The organism is Peribacillus simplex (genome assembly GCF_900156045.1).
In the GTDB taxonomy this organism is placed as follows: Bacteria; Bacillota; Bacilli; order Bacillales; family DSM-1321; genus Peribacillus; species Peribacillus simplex_D.
On the sequence record NZ_FTMX01000001.1, the window covers coordinates 840109 to 854175 of the forward strand.

Annotated in this window: 12 protein-coding genes and 1 pseudogene; 8 read left to right on the forward strand and 5 right to left on the reverse strand. The window is 36.3% G+C overall.

Annotated features, from left to right (window positions below; all coding sequences use genetic code 11):
- Positions 1 to 29 precede the first annotated feature (29 nt).
- Entirely contained in the window at positions 30 to 1196 is a 1167-nt protein-coding gene (locus tag BW986_RS04025; RefSeq protein WP_076365311.1) for a M14 family metallopeptidase, read from the forward strand.
- A 170-nt stretch (positions 1197 to 1366) separates the two neighbouring features.
- Positions 1367 to 2539, forward strand: a complete 1173-nt coding sequence (locus BW986_RS04030; protein WP_076365313.1) for a YqgU-like beta propeller domain-containing protein — start codon at positions 1367 to 1369, stop codon at positions 2537 to 2539.
- 41 nt (positions 2540 to 2580) lie between these two features.
- On the opposite strand, the gene BW986_RS04035 is transcribed toward BW986_RS04030, so the two are convergent.
- Entirely contained in the window at positions 2581 to 2754 is a 174-nt protein-coding gene (locus tag BW986_RS04035) for a DUF2759 domain-containing protein (RefSeq protein WP_064505148.1), read from the reverse strand.
- Between the two features lie 234 nt (positions 2755 to 2988).
- Here BW986_RS04035 and BW986_RS04040 point away from each other — a divergent pair, with 234 nt between their 5' ends.
- Entirely contained in the window at positions 2989 to 3615 is a 627-nt protein-coding gene (locus BW986_RS04040; protein WP_076365315.1) for an MBL fold metallo-hydrolase, read from the forward strand.
- A gap of 362 nt (positions 3616 to 3977) precedes the next feature.
- A complete protein-coding gene (locus tag BW986_RS04045) occupies positions 3978 to 5078 on the forward strand; it encodes a class I SAM-dependent methyltransferase (protein WP_076366303.1) in 1101 nt (366 codons plus the stop codon).
- Positions 5079 to 5130: 52 nt separating this feature from the next.
- On the opposite strand, the gene BW986_RS04050 is transcribed toward BW986_RS04045, so the two are convergent.
- Both BW986_RS04050 and BW986_RS04055 read right to left on the reverse strand, forming a co-directional pair.
- The gene (locus tag BW986_RS04050; protein ID WP_076365317.1) at positions 5131 to 5373 is read right to left on the reverse strand and encodes a DUF2626 domain-containing protein; all 243 of its coding nucleotides are present in this window, start codon (positions 5371 to 5373) and stop codon (positions 5131 to 5133) included.
- An 85-nt stretch (positions 5374 to 5458) separates the two neighbouring features.
- On the reverse strand, positions 5459 to 6160 hold the full coding sequence (locus tag BW986_RS04055; RefSeq protein WP_076365319.1) for a helix-turn-helix transcriptional regulator: 702 nt from the start codon (positions 6158 to 6160) through the stop codon (positions 5459 to 5461).
- A 212-nt stretch (positions 6161 to 6372) separates the two neighbouring features.
- On the opposite strand from BW986_RS04055, the gene BW986_RS04060 reads away from it, so the two are divergent.
- Together BW986_RS04060 and comGA are read left to right on the forward strand one after the other, a co-directional pair.
- A complete protein-coding gene (locus BW986_RS04060; protein ID WP_076365321.1) occupies positions 6373 to 6753 on the forward strand; it encodes a Spx/MgsR family RNA polymerase-binding regulatory protein in 381 nt (126 codons plus the stop codon).
- Between the two features lie 101 nt (positions 6754 to 6854).
- Positions 6855 to 7598: pseudogene (gene comGA, locus BW986_RS04065) on the forward strand (competence type IV pilus ATPase ComGA); the annotation flags it as partial.
- A 508-nt stretch (positions 7599 to 8106) separates the two neighbouring features.
- Here comGA and spoIIP read toward each other — a convergent pair.
- Positions 8107 to 9039, reverse strand: a complete 933-nt coding sequence (spoIIP, locus tag BW986_RS04070) for a stage II sporulation protein P (RefSeq protein WP_076365325.1) — start codon at positions 9037 to 9039, stop codon at positions 8107 to 8109.
- Positions 9029 to 9568 (reverse strand): RNA polymerase sigma factor, encoded by a 540-nt coding sequence (locus tag BW986_RS04075; RefSeq protein WP_076365327.1) that lies wholly within the window; start codon positions 9566 to 9568, stop codon positions 9029 to 9031. Before BW986_RS04075 ends, spoIIP begins: the two co-directional genes overlap by 11 nt.
- Positions 9569 to 10213: 645 nt before the next feature.
- Between BW986_RS04075 and BW986_RS04080 the strand changes: the two genes are divergently transcribed.
- Both BW986_RS04080 and BW986_RS04085 read left to right on the forward strand, forming a co-directional pair.
- Positions 10214 to 12115 carry an ATP-dependent nuclease gene (locus BW986_RS04080; RefSeq protein WP_076365329.1) on the forward strand — a complete coding sequence of 634 codons (1902 nt, stop codon included), beginning with the start codon at positions 10214 to 10216 and terminating at the stop codon, positions 12113 to 12115.
- The gene (locus BW986_RS04085) at positions 12112 to 14022 is read left to right on the forward strand and encodes a UvrD-helicase domain-containing protein (RefSeq protein WP_076365331.1); all 1911 of its coding nucleotides are present in this window, start codon (positions 12112 to 12114) and stop codon (positions 14020 to 14022) included. The genes BW986_RS04080 and BW986_RS04085 overlap by 4 nt, the downstream gene beginning before the upstream one ends.
- Positions 14023 to 14067: the final 45 nt, after the last annotated feature.

Consider the following 14067-nt stretch of genomic DNA (forward strand, 5'->3'; position numbering starts at 1 on the left):
GATAAAACAATGAAAGGGGCGGAGGCTGAATGAAAGTTGTGAGCAGAAGCGGGGATGATTTGGCATATTACAGTCAATTGTTCCAAATTCCCCGGGTTTTGATTGAGGATGCCAATCCCGCCATTACCGGCGGGGTTTTGCCAAATGGCATGGAAGTACAAATACCTGGGTATATTGTTCAGGAAGAGTCCCGGTTAGATATCGATTTTGCCGAAATCGCTTTACAATATCACCTGCCCATCGATGGGATATCCTTATTGAATCAAGATGGACAAAAACCTTTTTCCGTACCCGTCCGGGTGATGAATCCCATGATTGTCACCGACAAGCCTTATGAATATCAATCACTTCTTGACGATCTTGATATTCTATCTTTTCATTACCCCTTTATTAAGGTTGAATCGATCGGGAGGAGTGTGTTGGGAAAAGAACTACTTGAGGTAAAAATCGGTCAAGGTGAAAGGGTCATACATTATAACGGTTCATTCCATGCTAATGAATGGATCACTACGGCGGTATTGATGAAATGGCTGAATGATCTTCTGCTGGCAGTAACGAATGATCGTACACTATGTGGAATGGATTGTATGCCCTTCTATCGGGATATGACCATTTCGATGGTTCCAATGGTGAATCCGGATGGAGTCGAGCTTGTCCTAAAGGGGGAGGAGGCGGCAGAGGGGAAGGTTGATGTTTTAAAAATAAATAATGGAAATCCTGCTTTTTATGCTTGGAAAGCCAATATCCGCGGTGTGGACCTGAATAATCAATATCCTGCCAATTGGGAGATTGAAAAGCGCAGAAAGATTCCAAAAGCCCCTGCACCGAGGGATTTTCCAGGAGATACCCCGTTATCAGAACCAGAAGCAATGGCCATGAAGGAGCTGGCAATAAGGCGGAATTTTGAAAGAGTGCTTGCACTTCACACCCAGGGGAAAGAATTCTATTGGGGATATGAGGGCCATGAACCTGAACAGGCAGCGAATGTTGCGAGGGAGTTTGAGGAGCGCAGCGGATATCGGGCCGTACAATATGTTGACAGTCATGCCGGGTATAAAGATTGGTTCATTCAGGAATTTAAACGCGGCGGATTCACAATCGAGCTGGGAAAGGGCATCAATCCGCTTCCGCTATCCCATTTGCCTGGTATATACGAAGATTCTGTCAAGATTCTGATGGCAGGCCTATATATGTGATGCTCCCATAAGGAATATACTTCCAAAAAAATATAAGATCATTATCCGCCACATTTTCTCTTTTTTACTTTATAATGAAAGAGAGTAAGGATTCGATTGGTCAGTCCTTACTCTCTTTCTAATGTCTCGCTCACATATGCCAGGCGTTTTAGTTTTAAAGTGGGAGGTGTGTGGAGATTAAAGTATCCAAAGCAGCACTTTGTATGCGGCTTTCCATTTGTAAGATGTTGTGTTTCGTCCCATTATTTATCTCCACTATCCTTCTTATCTCGGCTTGTGAGCCTTCCAAGGACCTTAGTAAACCCGTAAATGATACGGAAAAAGAACATTCCCAATCAAACCTGGAAACTTCAGTAAGCAATTTAAAGATCCCGACTGCAGAAACGGAAAAAATCGAAGCCATTTTTGGATGGCTGGATTCTAAAACCATTTTATATTCTGTGAAGCGGGATGGTAATGAATTATCCCAGTTGATGGCATGGAATTTGGAAACGAATGAAACTTCCGTTTTCTATCAGCCGGCTTTTGCGTTTTCTGAAGTATCGATCAGTCCGTCTGGTACGCATATTTTGTTATCGTCCTTCACTTCTTCGGATAAAGCATCCATCACAATACTCGATAAAACGGGAAATCCATTGTATTCCGTGGCGATCCCGGCCTATGAATTAGCTTATGAGTGGAATTCATTTAAAGATGGCCAGTTGTTTGTATCGAGCTTTTATGAAGATTGGACTTACAGCAGTTATGTGTTAAACCCAGATGAACAAACTATGGAAACTCTGGACTTTCCGCAGCCCTTTGCTCAATGGGCAAGTGAAAATGAATTGATGTTTCTGGATTGGGACAAGGAAGAACCTGCTTTGACGGCTCCCCTGGAAAGAAAAGCGCTGAATGGGGATGGAGCGGACAGTCTTATGCTCGATGTCATTCACTTTAAAAAAATGAAACAAGCGCTGATGACGATTCAAGTGGAGACAGAAAAACAAGATCGGGGTACATATGCATTTTATGATTCAACAAACAAGCCGATCCACTCTTTTTCCGTGCCGCTATTGAAAAGCTTTTCAGATTGGGTGATTCCATCCTATGATTTCATTGAAAAAAACAAGGAATTCATAACGTTCATTCCTAATGAATCAAAAGATGCGGACCAATATGAGGGAAGGTTTACCTTAACTAAATTAAATTGGGAAAAAGGCACACAAGAAGAATTGATGAAGGACATGGAAAATGAACCATTAAGCTGTTCGCTTGATGGCAACTTCTGCTTATATGGATATCAATTTGAGAAAATCATTGATATGAAAACCCATCAAATACAAAGATTGTTCAAACAAACATGATGACCTAAAACAAAAGCTCGCCGGATGGCGAGCTTTTTTCTTCAATGGGCAACAGGAAAACCGCTGTTGATGATAGTCATGACAGTGAACCAGCCAAACACGACTGCACTGCCGGCTGCAAAAATGAATCCTAAGAAGTTTCTCTTTTTTAATGAGGTAAACACAGCTGCCACTCCTAATATAGCCACAAGTCCGAAAACAACCATTAATATCATGTCAAAACCCCCTTTTTACGTAATGAGTACCTAATCCCTAATAATATACCCAGAGAATAAAGCAACTACCAAAAATATGTAGAAAAGATTGCATTTGTTAATATCTTAATATTTTTTCAATTATTTGTCGAGGTTTAATAGGTGACACTTCTATGACTTGAGTAAACTGGATTAACATTAGCAGCATAATTAGTGTAAGATGAAGATAGAAAATCATAATTGGAGTTGATGGAAATGAAATGGAAACAAATTCCTCTAGGCCCGCTGCAAACGAATTGTTATGTAGTTTCCGATGGACAGGATTGCATCATTTTCGATCCGGGTGAAGAGCCACAGAAAATCATACAGTACATACAAACAAAAAATTTAAAGCCTTTGGCGATTTTATTGACACATGCACATTTTGACCATATCGGTGCTCTTGATGCTATTCGGGATCATTATGGGATACCTGCATATATTCATGAAAAAGAGGCCAAATGGCTGCTTGATCCCGCGTTGAATGGTTCCCAAAACTGGTTCCCTGAAAATCCGATGCGAATGAAGCCTGCCGATCACATCCTGGCAAATGAGCAGGAACTCACTATTGGAGGATTCACTTTCGAAGTATTCGAAACTCCCGGACACTCACCAGGGAGCGTTTCGTATTATGTGAAGGAAGAACGTTTCCTCTTTTCAGGTGACGTCTTGTTCCAAGGAAGCGTTGGCAGGACCGATTTAATAGGGGGAAGCGAGGCAGTGCTGTTAAATAGCATTGAAACGAAGCTGCTGACACTTTCTGATGATGCTATCGTTTTTCCTGGTCATGGGCCTGTCACGACCATTTTGGATGAAAAGAATACTAATCCCTTTTTGAGATAATGACTTGCAGGTGCCATATGGCACCTGTTTTATTTTTAGCATTTTTATAATGTGAAAATATTGAAAGGGGTCATTTCCGCAACTATACTGAAGATAAAAACGTAAAAGGCTTAAAGAAATTTCTGTGGTCTTCCTAGTGTGGATGACTCTTCTGATTCTGCCCTGAATTAAGATGCATATTTGCTGGAAGCATTCATTTTTTATGGTGTCACTCGTGAGATGAAAAATTGAACATTTTGTGAACCTTAAATTTGTTTTCGAGTATGATTGTCGATAAAAAAACTTATTTATGTGTTTTATTAAGAAAAAGGAAAGTTTAATTTTCAATATGATGAAAGATGATGGAGACGGAGGCTGTTGTGTTGAAAAATCACTTGAAGGAATTGATTGCAGGAAGCCCCCAAAAAAGGATTTCCTTTCATGACTATATGGATGCTGTTTTATATACGCCAAATATAGGCTACTATGCACGCGCAAAAGAGAAAATTGGTCCAAGAGGGGATTTTTATACGTCTGGCAATGTTGGGGATGCATTCGGGAGATCACTGGCCAGGTGGTTCGTTTATTTGATAAAAAGGTGCGGAGTTTCACCAAGAATCATCGAGGTCGGCGCAGGGGACGGTAAGTTGGCTTATGACATCCTTGTTTTCATAAAAGAAATGGAACCGCAGATATGGGACTCTCTGACTTATATCCTTGTGGATGGCAGTCCATTTCATAGAAAGGTTCAGCAAGAACGTATAGGGATGTTCAAACAGGCAGTTTCTGCCGCCAGTTTAGAAAAATGGACGAATGTAAATGGAATCGTCTTTTCAAATGAACTTTTCGACGCGTTGCCTGTACATGTTATTGAAAAGGATAAGGGAGCCCTTGTAGAGGTATTCGTCACTGAAAAGGAAGGCGATTTGGTAGAAGTGAGGGAACCTTTGGACAACCCTGACATTCTATCTTACCTTACAGAACGAACTATCACCTTAAATGAAAGACAGCGATATGAAGTACCTCTAAAAATGGTCCGTGAATATGAGAAGATCGTTTCCTGTATCGAATCGGGTATTCTCCTTACGATTGATTATGGCTATACCGATAGGGAATGGAAGGAGCCAGCTCATCTTCTAGGAAGCTTGAGGGGCTATTATCAGCATCAAATGATTAAAGATGCGCTTATGTATCCTGGTGATATGGATTTGACGACACATATCCATTTTGACACATTAATCGAGATGGGAAAAAGAAAGGAACTTTCCAATCAGGGGCTATTTCTTCAAAATGAATTCTTGCTTAAAGCAGGGATACTGGAGGAATTGAAGGACCATCAAGGAACTGATCCATTCTCGAAAACGGCAAAGCGTAATCGGGCAATTCGGGGGCTAATCGTTCCAGGGGGATTTAGTGAACATTTCAAAGTGTTGCTCCAATCAAAGAATTTAGCAGAAGATGTGAGGATCTTTCCTGAATGGTGACAAGTAAAAACCCATGAATCAAAATTCATGGGTTATGTAATATTGCTTGTTCTTAATGCGCAGTACCCGGAGTCATCATGAATACGCTCCAGTAGGAAAATCCTGCAAAGAAAACGGTAAGATAGGCGCCGAAAACATAGATATACATGCGCTCAGATAATTTCAAATAACTTAAAAGTACAAAAAAGATCGTTTGTGCAAAGAAAAGCAAAGACGTTTGATGCATGTGGCCAAGATAAAAGAAAATTGCCATAATTCCTGTCCAAAATCCACATACTCTGAACATGCGTTCCACCCGAATCCCTCCTTATGTCTAGTCGTGTACATTCTAAATAATTATAAATGAAATTGTAAGGTAATGTAAAGGATGCCTTTTGTTTCTATGTGAGAACCGAAGCCTGGTATGAGCATGTTGCACAATTGGACATCATATTTTCTAATTCCACAATATCGACATTCTCAAACAAGGCTTCGAACATACCTTCTAAAAATGAATTGTGCATGGAGCAAATTGTTCTTGGCTCCACTTCAGCAACTTCCTTAAACGGGCAATTGAAAATACGGAAGTATATTTTATTTTCTTCTTCGCTTGCTTGTATTTCAGGGGATAACCCTGCGATGGTAGCCGCATTTTTAAGCAAGTCGACCTTTTCCCCAAAACCAAGTCGATCGATCGATGTCGAATTCAGGGCTAGTTGCTGATCGATCAATTCCTCCCCGAATACTTTTCCCGTTTCATAAAGTGCCTGTTTTCCTTGTTCCCCTAATGTCATCATCGTCTGGATGGCAATCCTTGAAAGCAGCTGATAGTTCCTATATGGAAAATGAAGCTGAATGACTTTATCAGATAATCGATAAAGTCTGCTGGGACGACCGCCTTTCCCGGTCTTTCGGGCATCCGAGGTCAACATATCGATATCCTCAAGTTTTGACAAATGCAGACGGGCAACATTTGGATGGATATTAAAAGAATCGGCGATCTGCTGTACCGATACATCACCATGCTTGTTCACAATATGCTGATATATATAATATCTGGTGGGATCAGCTAACACATTTGTTATTTTTAACGTTTGTTCCATTACATCCCCCTGTTTCCATAGTTTAACTATGTCCATTATAATGCAGACAGAAAAAAATGGAATAAGAGAAAGGGCAAACTCCCTTTAGTTTAAAAAATGTTCACAAATAAAGCGGATTGATAAGCAGATATCTATACAATAATTGTACAAATGTTATACAATCATTACATGGATTATTAATGTATACAAATTGTGAACGGGGAGTGATTAGTATGGCACAGTTAACTTTCTTTTCGTATCCAAGTTGTACATCTTGCCGCAAAACAAAAAAATGGTTAAGGGCAAATCAAGTTTCCTTCGATGAGCGACATTTATTCAGAGAGACTCCAACTGTAGCGGAGTTAAAAAGAATTCTTGAATTGACATCGGAAGGGCTTGATGAAGTCTTAGCGACAAGAAGTGAAGCATACAAAGACTTACAAGTTAATATTGACGAAATGATGCTTTCTGATGCAATCCAATTATTAACAAAAGAACCGAAGTTATTAAGAAGGCCCATTCTCATAGAGGGGCAAAAACTGGTGATTGGTCATAATGTAGACGCATTAAGAAATTTGGTTTCCCAAAGGCTTAATTTGAAAATGAGCATGTGAGATGATTCTCGAAGTTTTTTCGAGAATTTTTTTTCTTGAAGCAGGAATTTGTCGTGGATTGTCGAATCCATACAACAAGAACATAGGAGGTGATGAATGAATTGATATCGATTGAAAAGACCGCAGAAAAAATACTGACCCGTGCTGTACAGGAATCGGCATCTGATATCCACATTTTTTTTCGCAGGGAGGGACCTCTCATCCAATTCAGGATAGATAATAAGCTTGTTCCAAGGGAAACATTATCATTCTTTGAAGCTGAGAGGCTGATCGCTCATTTGAAGTTCCTAGCCTCGATGGATATAGGGGAGAAAAGGAGGCCCCAGAGTGGTGCCATCACCATCAATTTGGCTAACCAGGTGGTCGGACTCCGCCTTTCCACTTTACCCACTGCCCATCTCGAAAGCTTGGTCATCCGCTTAATACCCCAACAGAATATCCTTCCTCTAGAACAGTTATCCTTATTTCCAAGCACCGTTCAAAAATTGATTGCACTCCTTAAGCATTCCCATGGCATGCTCATATTTACCGGTCCGACTGGCAGTGGAAAAACCACTACACTATATTCCCTGCTTCACCATGCCCAAGAGATGATCAATCGAAATATTATTACACTTGAAGATCCAATTGAAAATGTATCCGAAAAGGTATTGCAAGTCCAAATCAATGAAAAGGCGGGCATTACGTATTCTGTCGGACTAAAAGCTGTTCTGAGGCATGACCCTGACGTGATCATGGTTGGGGAAGTCAGAGATGCAGAAACCGCTAAAATCGCAGTGCGTGCCGCATTGACCGGTCATTTGATACTTACAACCATGCATACAAGGGACGCCCAGGGCGCCATCTCCAGTGTCGGAGGACATCATAAGTGATAATTGAGACAGCATATTTAGTAATAAAAAAACTTGTAACTTGCGATATATCAGTAGCTATAAGTCATTAAGAAATGATAATGAAAAGTGTAAGTCAACAGAGAGCTTGAGATTTAGGACAAATATTGTAAGAAATCAGAGGAAGGAAAACTGTTTTAAAAGCTCGCCACGCATCGATACAAAGAATATTTGATTTAGATAGTTTGGAGCCGCAAAAGGCACATACAGATTGTATGCGCCTTTTTGATATAGCTTTTAATTAGTATTTTTCCAATAAGGTTTCTAAAGATATACCTATCCCAAACGCGTCAAGTTTTGCCTTCCTTTTATCAAACAATATGTTCGAAGAGATTACCCTTTCAGCATAAAAAAGGCTTCACTCCACATTGAAGTAAAGCACTTATTAGTTCTAAAGACTTATAGTGAGTTGTAAATGATAATAATTTTTGTGATTTATGAGGTAGAGGATGCTTAATTTTTATTAATCAATTTCAATTAGTAGTTCATCTATAATTTCTGCTAATAATTCAACGCTCCTATTTTCTTCGTCAATTGTATTTTCTACCCCTCCAATTTGAAGAAGGAGTGAGTTCGGAAATAAGTCATGGTTATAAAAGTTTTGTTTATAAGGATTTTTAGTTTGTGATGTTTTCAGTAAGACTCCTCTAGAAAGTCCAGGATACTTCTTTTCTAACTTTTGATGAAAGAGATTTGCGATTTTTCGGTTTTCTTTAAAATTAGGACTGTTTTCCGAGACAACAAATGACACACTGGCTACATCTTTTCCATTTATTCTAACGGTTGTAGCATCTTTTAGTTGAGTATCTCTGTGAATATCTATAATTAATTTTAAATTCTTATTTTTATCAAGAACAGTTTGTACTTCTTTCCCTGACATATCATATATGTTTGAGTAATCTAAATCACGGTCACGAACTATTTTGTCAAAATCCGTGGTGCTGTGCGATACATTAATATTTTTTTTCCTTAATTCACTAGTTAGTTCTGCACCTACCATCGTAATATTTTTATTCTCATCGTATGCTTCATCTAGGTTTTTATTTTCAAGTAACGGTGTAAAGGATTCCGTGGTATGGGTGTGGTAAATAAATACAGAAGGATTATTAGTTGAAGCAGTCATGCTTTCCTCATTATTTTTAGGAATGGCAGACATTACAGTTTGGTAAGACTTTATAATGTGCTGATTCCCCCCAAAAAGGAAAGTCCAGGCAGTTAGCGCCACTGTTGCAATAACTACAGACCAATAATAAGAAAGCTTCTTAATTTTACTTACTTTCCTTATATGGTTAGCCTTTTTAACTAATAAGTGTCTTGTATCATTCACAAACTCTGTTCTTGGATTTAAATTCGTTGAGCGTTTAATCTCTTCAAAAATTTCATTATCATTTTGCATTCTCAAAAACCTCCTCTATTGAAAGATTAAGTTTCTTTCTTAATACTTTTAATGCTCTATGGTAATCGACTTTGACTTTTGCTTCGTTACATTGCAATATTGTTGAGGTTTCCTTAATGGAAAATTCATTTATTCCCCTTAGAATGACAATACTTCTATACGTAGGTTTTAATGACTGTATAGCAGCTTGCAATACTTTTGTACGTTCATTATCTTGTAGAATCTCATCTGGAATTTTCCTATTTGAAACAAGTTGTTTAAAAAAGCTATCTTTAAATACAGCAGAAAATCTTTTTTTCCTGTGGTGGTCAATTGCAGCGTGTTTGGCTATGGAAAGAATCCACGTTTTTAATGTACATTGCTTGTTAAATTTAGATTGAGATTGTAGTAACCGTATAAAAACATCTTGGGTTAAATCTTCAGCATCGTTTTGGTTCCCAGTAAAACAAATCAAGAACTTATAAACATCTCGATAATACTTGTTGTAGATTATCTCGATACTCTCGTCTAAATTATCTTTATCAAGCAAAAATACCCCTCCTTTTTTGTGTTCAATTATTAATCGAATAAGAATCCAAAAAGTTACAATATTTAAAAATAAAAAAAGATATTAATTTAAAGTGTTTTGGAATTAATTATAAATAAGTGCATAGCGTTGAATTTTTTCGGGGGAATAAATGTACTAGTAACAAACCATTCCATAACTTTAATGAACTAACCTGCTCCGTTAGAATAAGTAGAAAACTTCACAATATCACACGCACTAACAAATATTTCCATATCTGACCATCATCTTTTGAGTTTATATCTTGTCTACTATGTAAATCAACCTTTACTTTAAAAATCGCCTTTTATTAAAACTTGTTACAAACGGTAGGAGTTACTGCGGCAGCTCTTTTTCCTGCTAATAGAGTTCTTTCAAAATGGCTGTCTCCTTAACCTAGAAACAAAAAATCCATTTGCAATGTCATTTTCTTTCTCTACTAATAAATTCAGAAAATATTAATTTGATAGTTCTTCACATTGTATTATTGGAAGTAGCTTTACCTTATATATACAGAATTTTAGATATTAAGAGTAGGTTTTAATTATTGTACCAACATTTAAATTTAATGGTATATTTATACTATATGTAATAATAGTTGATAAAAAGGTTATGAAAGGAAGTAAGTAAATGTACTTATCAGAATTGAATTTATGGAATTTTCGAAAGTATGGCACTAGGACGGATGAAGCTGGCTCAACTTTACCGGGCATTTCGTTATCATTAAACCCACAACTTAATTTATTGGTTGGGGAAAATGATGCGGGAAAAACAGCTCTGATAAGTGCGATAAAATTAGTGTTAAATACACATAGCAATGAGTTTAGCAGACCACAGGTGGAAGACTTTTATTTAGAACCTGAAAAAGAAGAAAGAGAAAGGTCAACAGAATTTAGAATTGAATGTATTTTTAAGGGGTTTTCTAAAGAGGAAGCCAAAAACTTCTTAGAATGGTTAAGTTTTTATGAAGACGAAGATAGGAACATTTGCTACTATTTAAAAATTTTTTTGGTTGCAAAAAGAGATGGAAAAAGTGTCTTTTATGATTTGAAAGCTGGTTCTCATGTTGAAGGCTCTCAAATAGATGGGAAAGCTCGTGAACTCTTGAGAACAACTTTTTTAAAACCGTTAAGGGATTCAGAGAGTGAGCTAAGTCCTAGAAGGAATTCTCGTTTATCTCAAATATTATACAATCATGATGCTTTTAGTAATGAAGAAAGCCACGAGTTGTTAAATATTATACAGGAAGCAAATAAATCTATCGGTAATTATTTTCAAGGTGTTGATTTGGATGGAGGTCCAATTGAAGATAGTTCGGGCAAGGAATTATTAGAAGAACTAAATTCATATTTAGATAGTTTCTCAAGAGAAGGAAATCTCTTGAAGTCTAAATTCAGCATTGCAGATACTAAATTAAAATCTATTTTAGAAAAATTAAGTCTACAGCTTTTTAATAACAAAGCCGGATTAGGGTCACAAAATCTATTGTTTATTGCAACTGAATTATTATTGTTGAAGAGAGATAATTTTACAGGTCTTAAACTTGCCCTAATTGAAGAGATTGAAGCACATTTACATCCTCAATCTCAGACTTTATTAATCGAATACCTTGAAAAAGTGTGTAATGATTCACAAATTCAGATGATTTTATCGACACATAGCCCAATCCTTGCTTCAAAAGTGAATATCGAAAATATTAATATATGTAAAAACAATGGAGTATTTAATATGTCATCAGACTTTACTGAACTTCGCAAAGGAGATTATTCTTTTCTTCAAAGGTTCTTAGATGTAACGAGGTCAAATCTGTTCTTCGCCAATGGAATTATTATGGTTGAGGGAGATGCTGAAAATATTCTAATTCCTACTATTGCAAGAATAATGGGAATTCCATTGTCTAAATATGGTATATCGGTCATTAATGTTGGGAGTACAGGGTTTTTGAGATACTCAAATATTTTCAATAGAAAAAATGAACAGGAGAGTTTAGGAGTTTCAGTAGCATGTATTACGGATGTAGATGTGAAACCTTTTGGTACTAAATATACCTTAGCAGATAAAGAAGTAAGTTATGAAGAATATAAAGTTTTTGAAAAGAGTAGAAAAGAAAAGCTATATACGAAACAAGATGTTAAATGTTTTGTGTCTGATAGTTGGACTTTAGAATTCTGCATCGCAGCTAGTGAATTAAAAGAACAATTCTTTAAAGCAGTAAAATATGCAGAGTATATTGAAAATAGTGAAGTAATCGGATTAACCGATAAAAAGATTGAACAAGGCAATGCATTTGTTTTAGCCGAATTAACCAAATGGGAAACAGAAAATAAAACAAACGAAGAAATCGCATTTCTAATATACAACAATTATATGCTTGTTAAAAAAATATCTAAGGCAATTGTTGCTCAGTGCTTTGCAAATATCCTTTGCGAACTAAAGGAGAAGGAAATTAGGGAAATATTCGAGCGGGATTCAAATCTAAAGTATTTAGTTGACGCAATTAAATATGCAGCGAAGTTAGGTGATGGTAGTTGATTTCAATAAATGAGGGTGACATTTCTAAGGTAGAAAAATACTTTTTACCTTCTGGAGAGAGATTCACTGATGAGAAAAAACAAATTTTAAAATGCATGGACTCAAGAGATATTGTTGCTTGTCCCGGTAGTGGAAAAACCACAACATTATTAGCAAAACTATCAATTATTGAAAAACATCTACCTTTTTCAAATAACAAGGGTATTTGCGTGTTAACACATACAAATGTTGCTATTGATGAAATTAAAGAAAGGTTAGGTGAAAAGAGTAAAAAGTTATTTGAGTATCCGAATTTCTTTGGAACAATACAATCCTTTGTTAATCAATTCTTAACAACTCCTTTTTACCGTAACATATTTGGAAAGAATATCGTATCAATTAACGACGAAATATATAATCGTGAAATTGTTAGAGACTTCTTTTTGATAAATAATAATATAAAAATTGGTCTACGGAAAAAATATAAAGATGACTCTGAGATGCTTTATGAATCACTTATGAATATGAGATTTAATTTTAATGATGATTCTTTGTGCGATAAAACAGGTAAGCCGCTTTATAAGACTAAGAACCCAACTTCACTTGCCTTAACAAAATTGAAAAAAGGAATCATGAAGAAAGGAATTCTATGTTATGAAGATGCATATTGGTTAGCTTACAAGTATCTAAATAAATGTGGAAATCAGCTTAATGAATTATTTTCTGAAAGATTCTCATTTTTATTTATCGATGAAATGCAAGATACATCCCAATTTCAGTGTGAATTATTGAATAAATTGTTTGATAAGGAAAGAGTTATTATACAAAGGTTTGGGGACCCGAATCAGTCTATTTATGAAAATGGAGAAGTTATCGCATGGGATTTATGGAACGAGCCCTTAAGAATAACAGATAGTAAAAGGAACTCTGAGATTGTTAGTAAAATTATTGCACCATTTGAGGTTGCTGCTTCAGGAATGAGAGGGAATCTTCAAACACCTGAAATAGCGCCTAAGATAATTGTTTATGAGGAGAAAGAAATTGAAACAGTGTTACCTCAATTTGCCAAGATAATTATCGATTGTGGGTTAAACGGAGATTCAAAAAATGTGTTTAAGGCAGTGGGGAGAATAGCAAAGATAAATAAAAATGGAAAAATAAGTATTCCTAGTTATTTTCCTACTTACAATCAAAAGACTTCAGGGAATAATTTAAAAAAATTAAAATACTTAAATGATTATCTTAGTATGGAAAATATAGACTCTTTGGATGTTAATGAAGTAAAGTTATATAAGGACTCAATACTTAGCGCGTTGCTTAGAATTCTGTGGTTGTTGGGAATTAAAAAGGACCAGAACAATTATTATACTAATAAGACCTTATTAAAAAAGTTGCATTTAGAAGACGAGTCCTTATTTTTGAAGTTCGAGGAAAACTTATATAACTGGTGTTTAAAATTGAAAAGAAGAGAGAATGTGAAATCAGAATTTATTGATTTTAGTAATGAATTATTATGCCGCTTGTTTAATATTCAAGATGTCTCAAAATTAAAGGTTTTCTATGAAGAAACGAGTGCTGAGGAAGAAGCCAAGAATGGGTCATCTAATATTTATACACACCACATCGAAGAAGATAGTCCTTTAGAGATTCATATCAATACAGTAGCAGGTGTTAAAGGTGAAACCCATACGGGGACATTATTTTTTGAAACTTTTCACTATACCTATGATGTAGGTAATTTAATAGATTTCTATAAAGGTAAAATAAAGGAAAAAAAAGGTGTAAGACAAAAAGCAGCTGCAAAAAATGCCTACGTCGCAATGTCAAGACCATCCCATTTATTGTGTGTAGCCGCTCAAAAATCATCCATTGATGGACATGAGGAGGCACTTCTTTCAGCTGGATGGGAAATAATACAAATTTCTTAATTGATTGAAATAGTTAGAGGGTGGGTGCAGCGCCCGCTCTTCTTT

Bases quoted from the DNA above. Each gene is read 5' to 3' on its own strand.
- BW986_RS04025 (WP_076365311.1), top strand. From the start codon at position 30: ATGAAAGTTGTGAGCAGAAGCGGGGATGATTTGGCATATTACAGTCAA.
- BW986_RS04035 (WP_064505148.1), bottom strand. From the start codon at position 2,754: ATGATATTAATGGTTGTTTTCGGACTTGTGGCTATATTAGGAGTGGCA.
- BW986_RS04040 (WP_076365315.1), top strand. From the start codon at position 2,989: ATGAAATGGAAACAAATTCCTCTAGGCCCGCTGCAAACGAATTGTTAT.
- BW986_RS04055 (WP_076365319.1), bottom strand. From the start codon at position 6,160: ATGGAACAAACGTTAAAAATAACAAATGTGTTAGCTGATCCCACCAGA.
- BW986_RS04060 (WP_076365321.1), top strand. From the start codon at position 6,373: ATGGCACAGTTAACTTTCTTTTCGTATCCAAGTTGTACATCTTGCCGC.
- spoIIP (WP_076365325.1), bottom strand. From the start codon at position 9,039: ATGCAAAATGATAATGAAATTTTTGAAGAGATTAAACGCTCAACGAAT.
- BW986_RS04080 (WP_076365329.1), top strand. From the start codon at position 10,214: ATGTACTTATCAGAATTGAATTTATGGAATTTTCGAAAGTATGGCACT.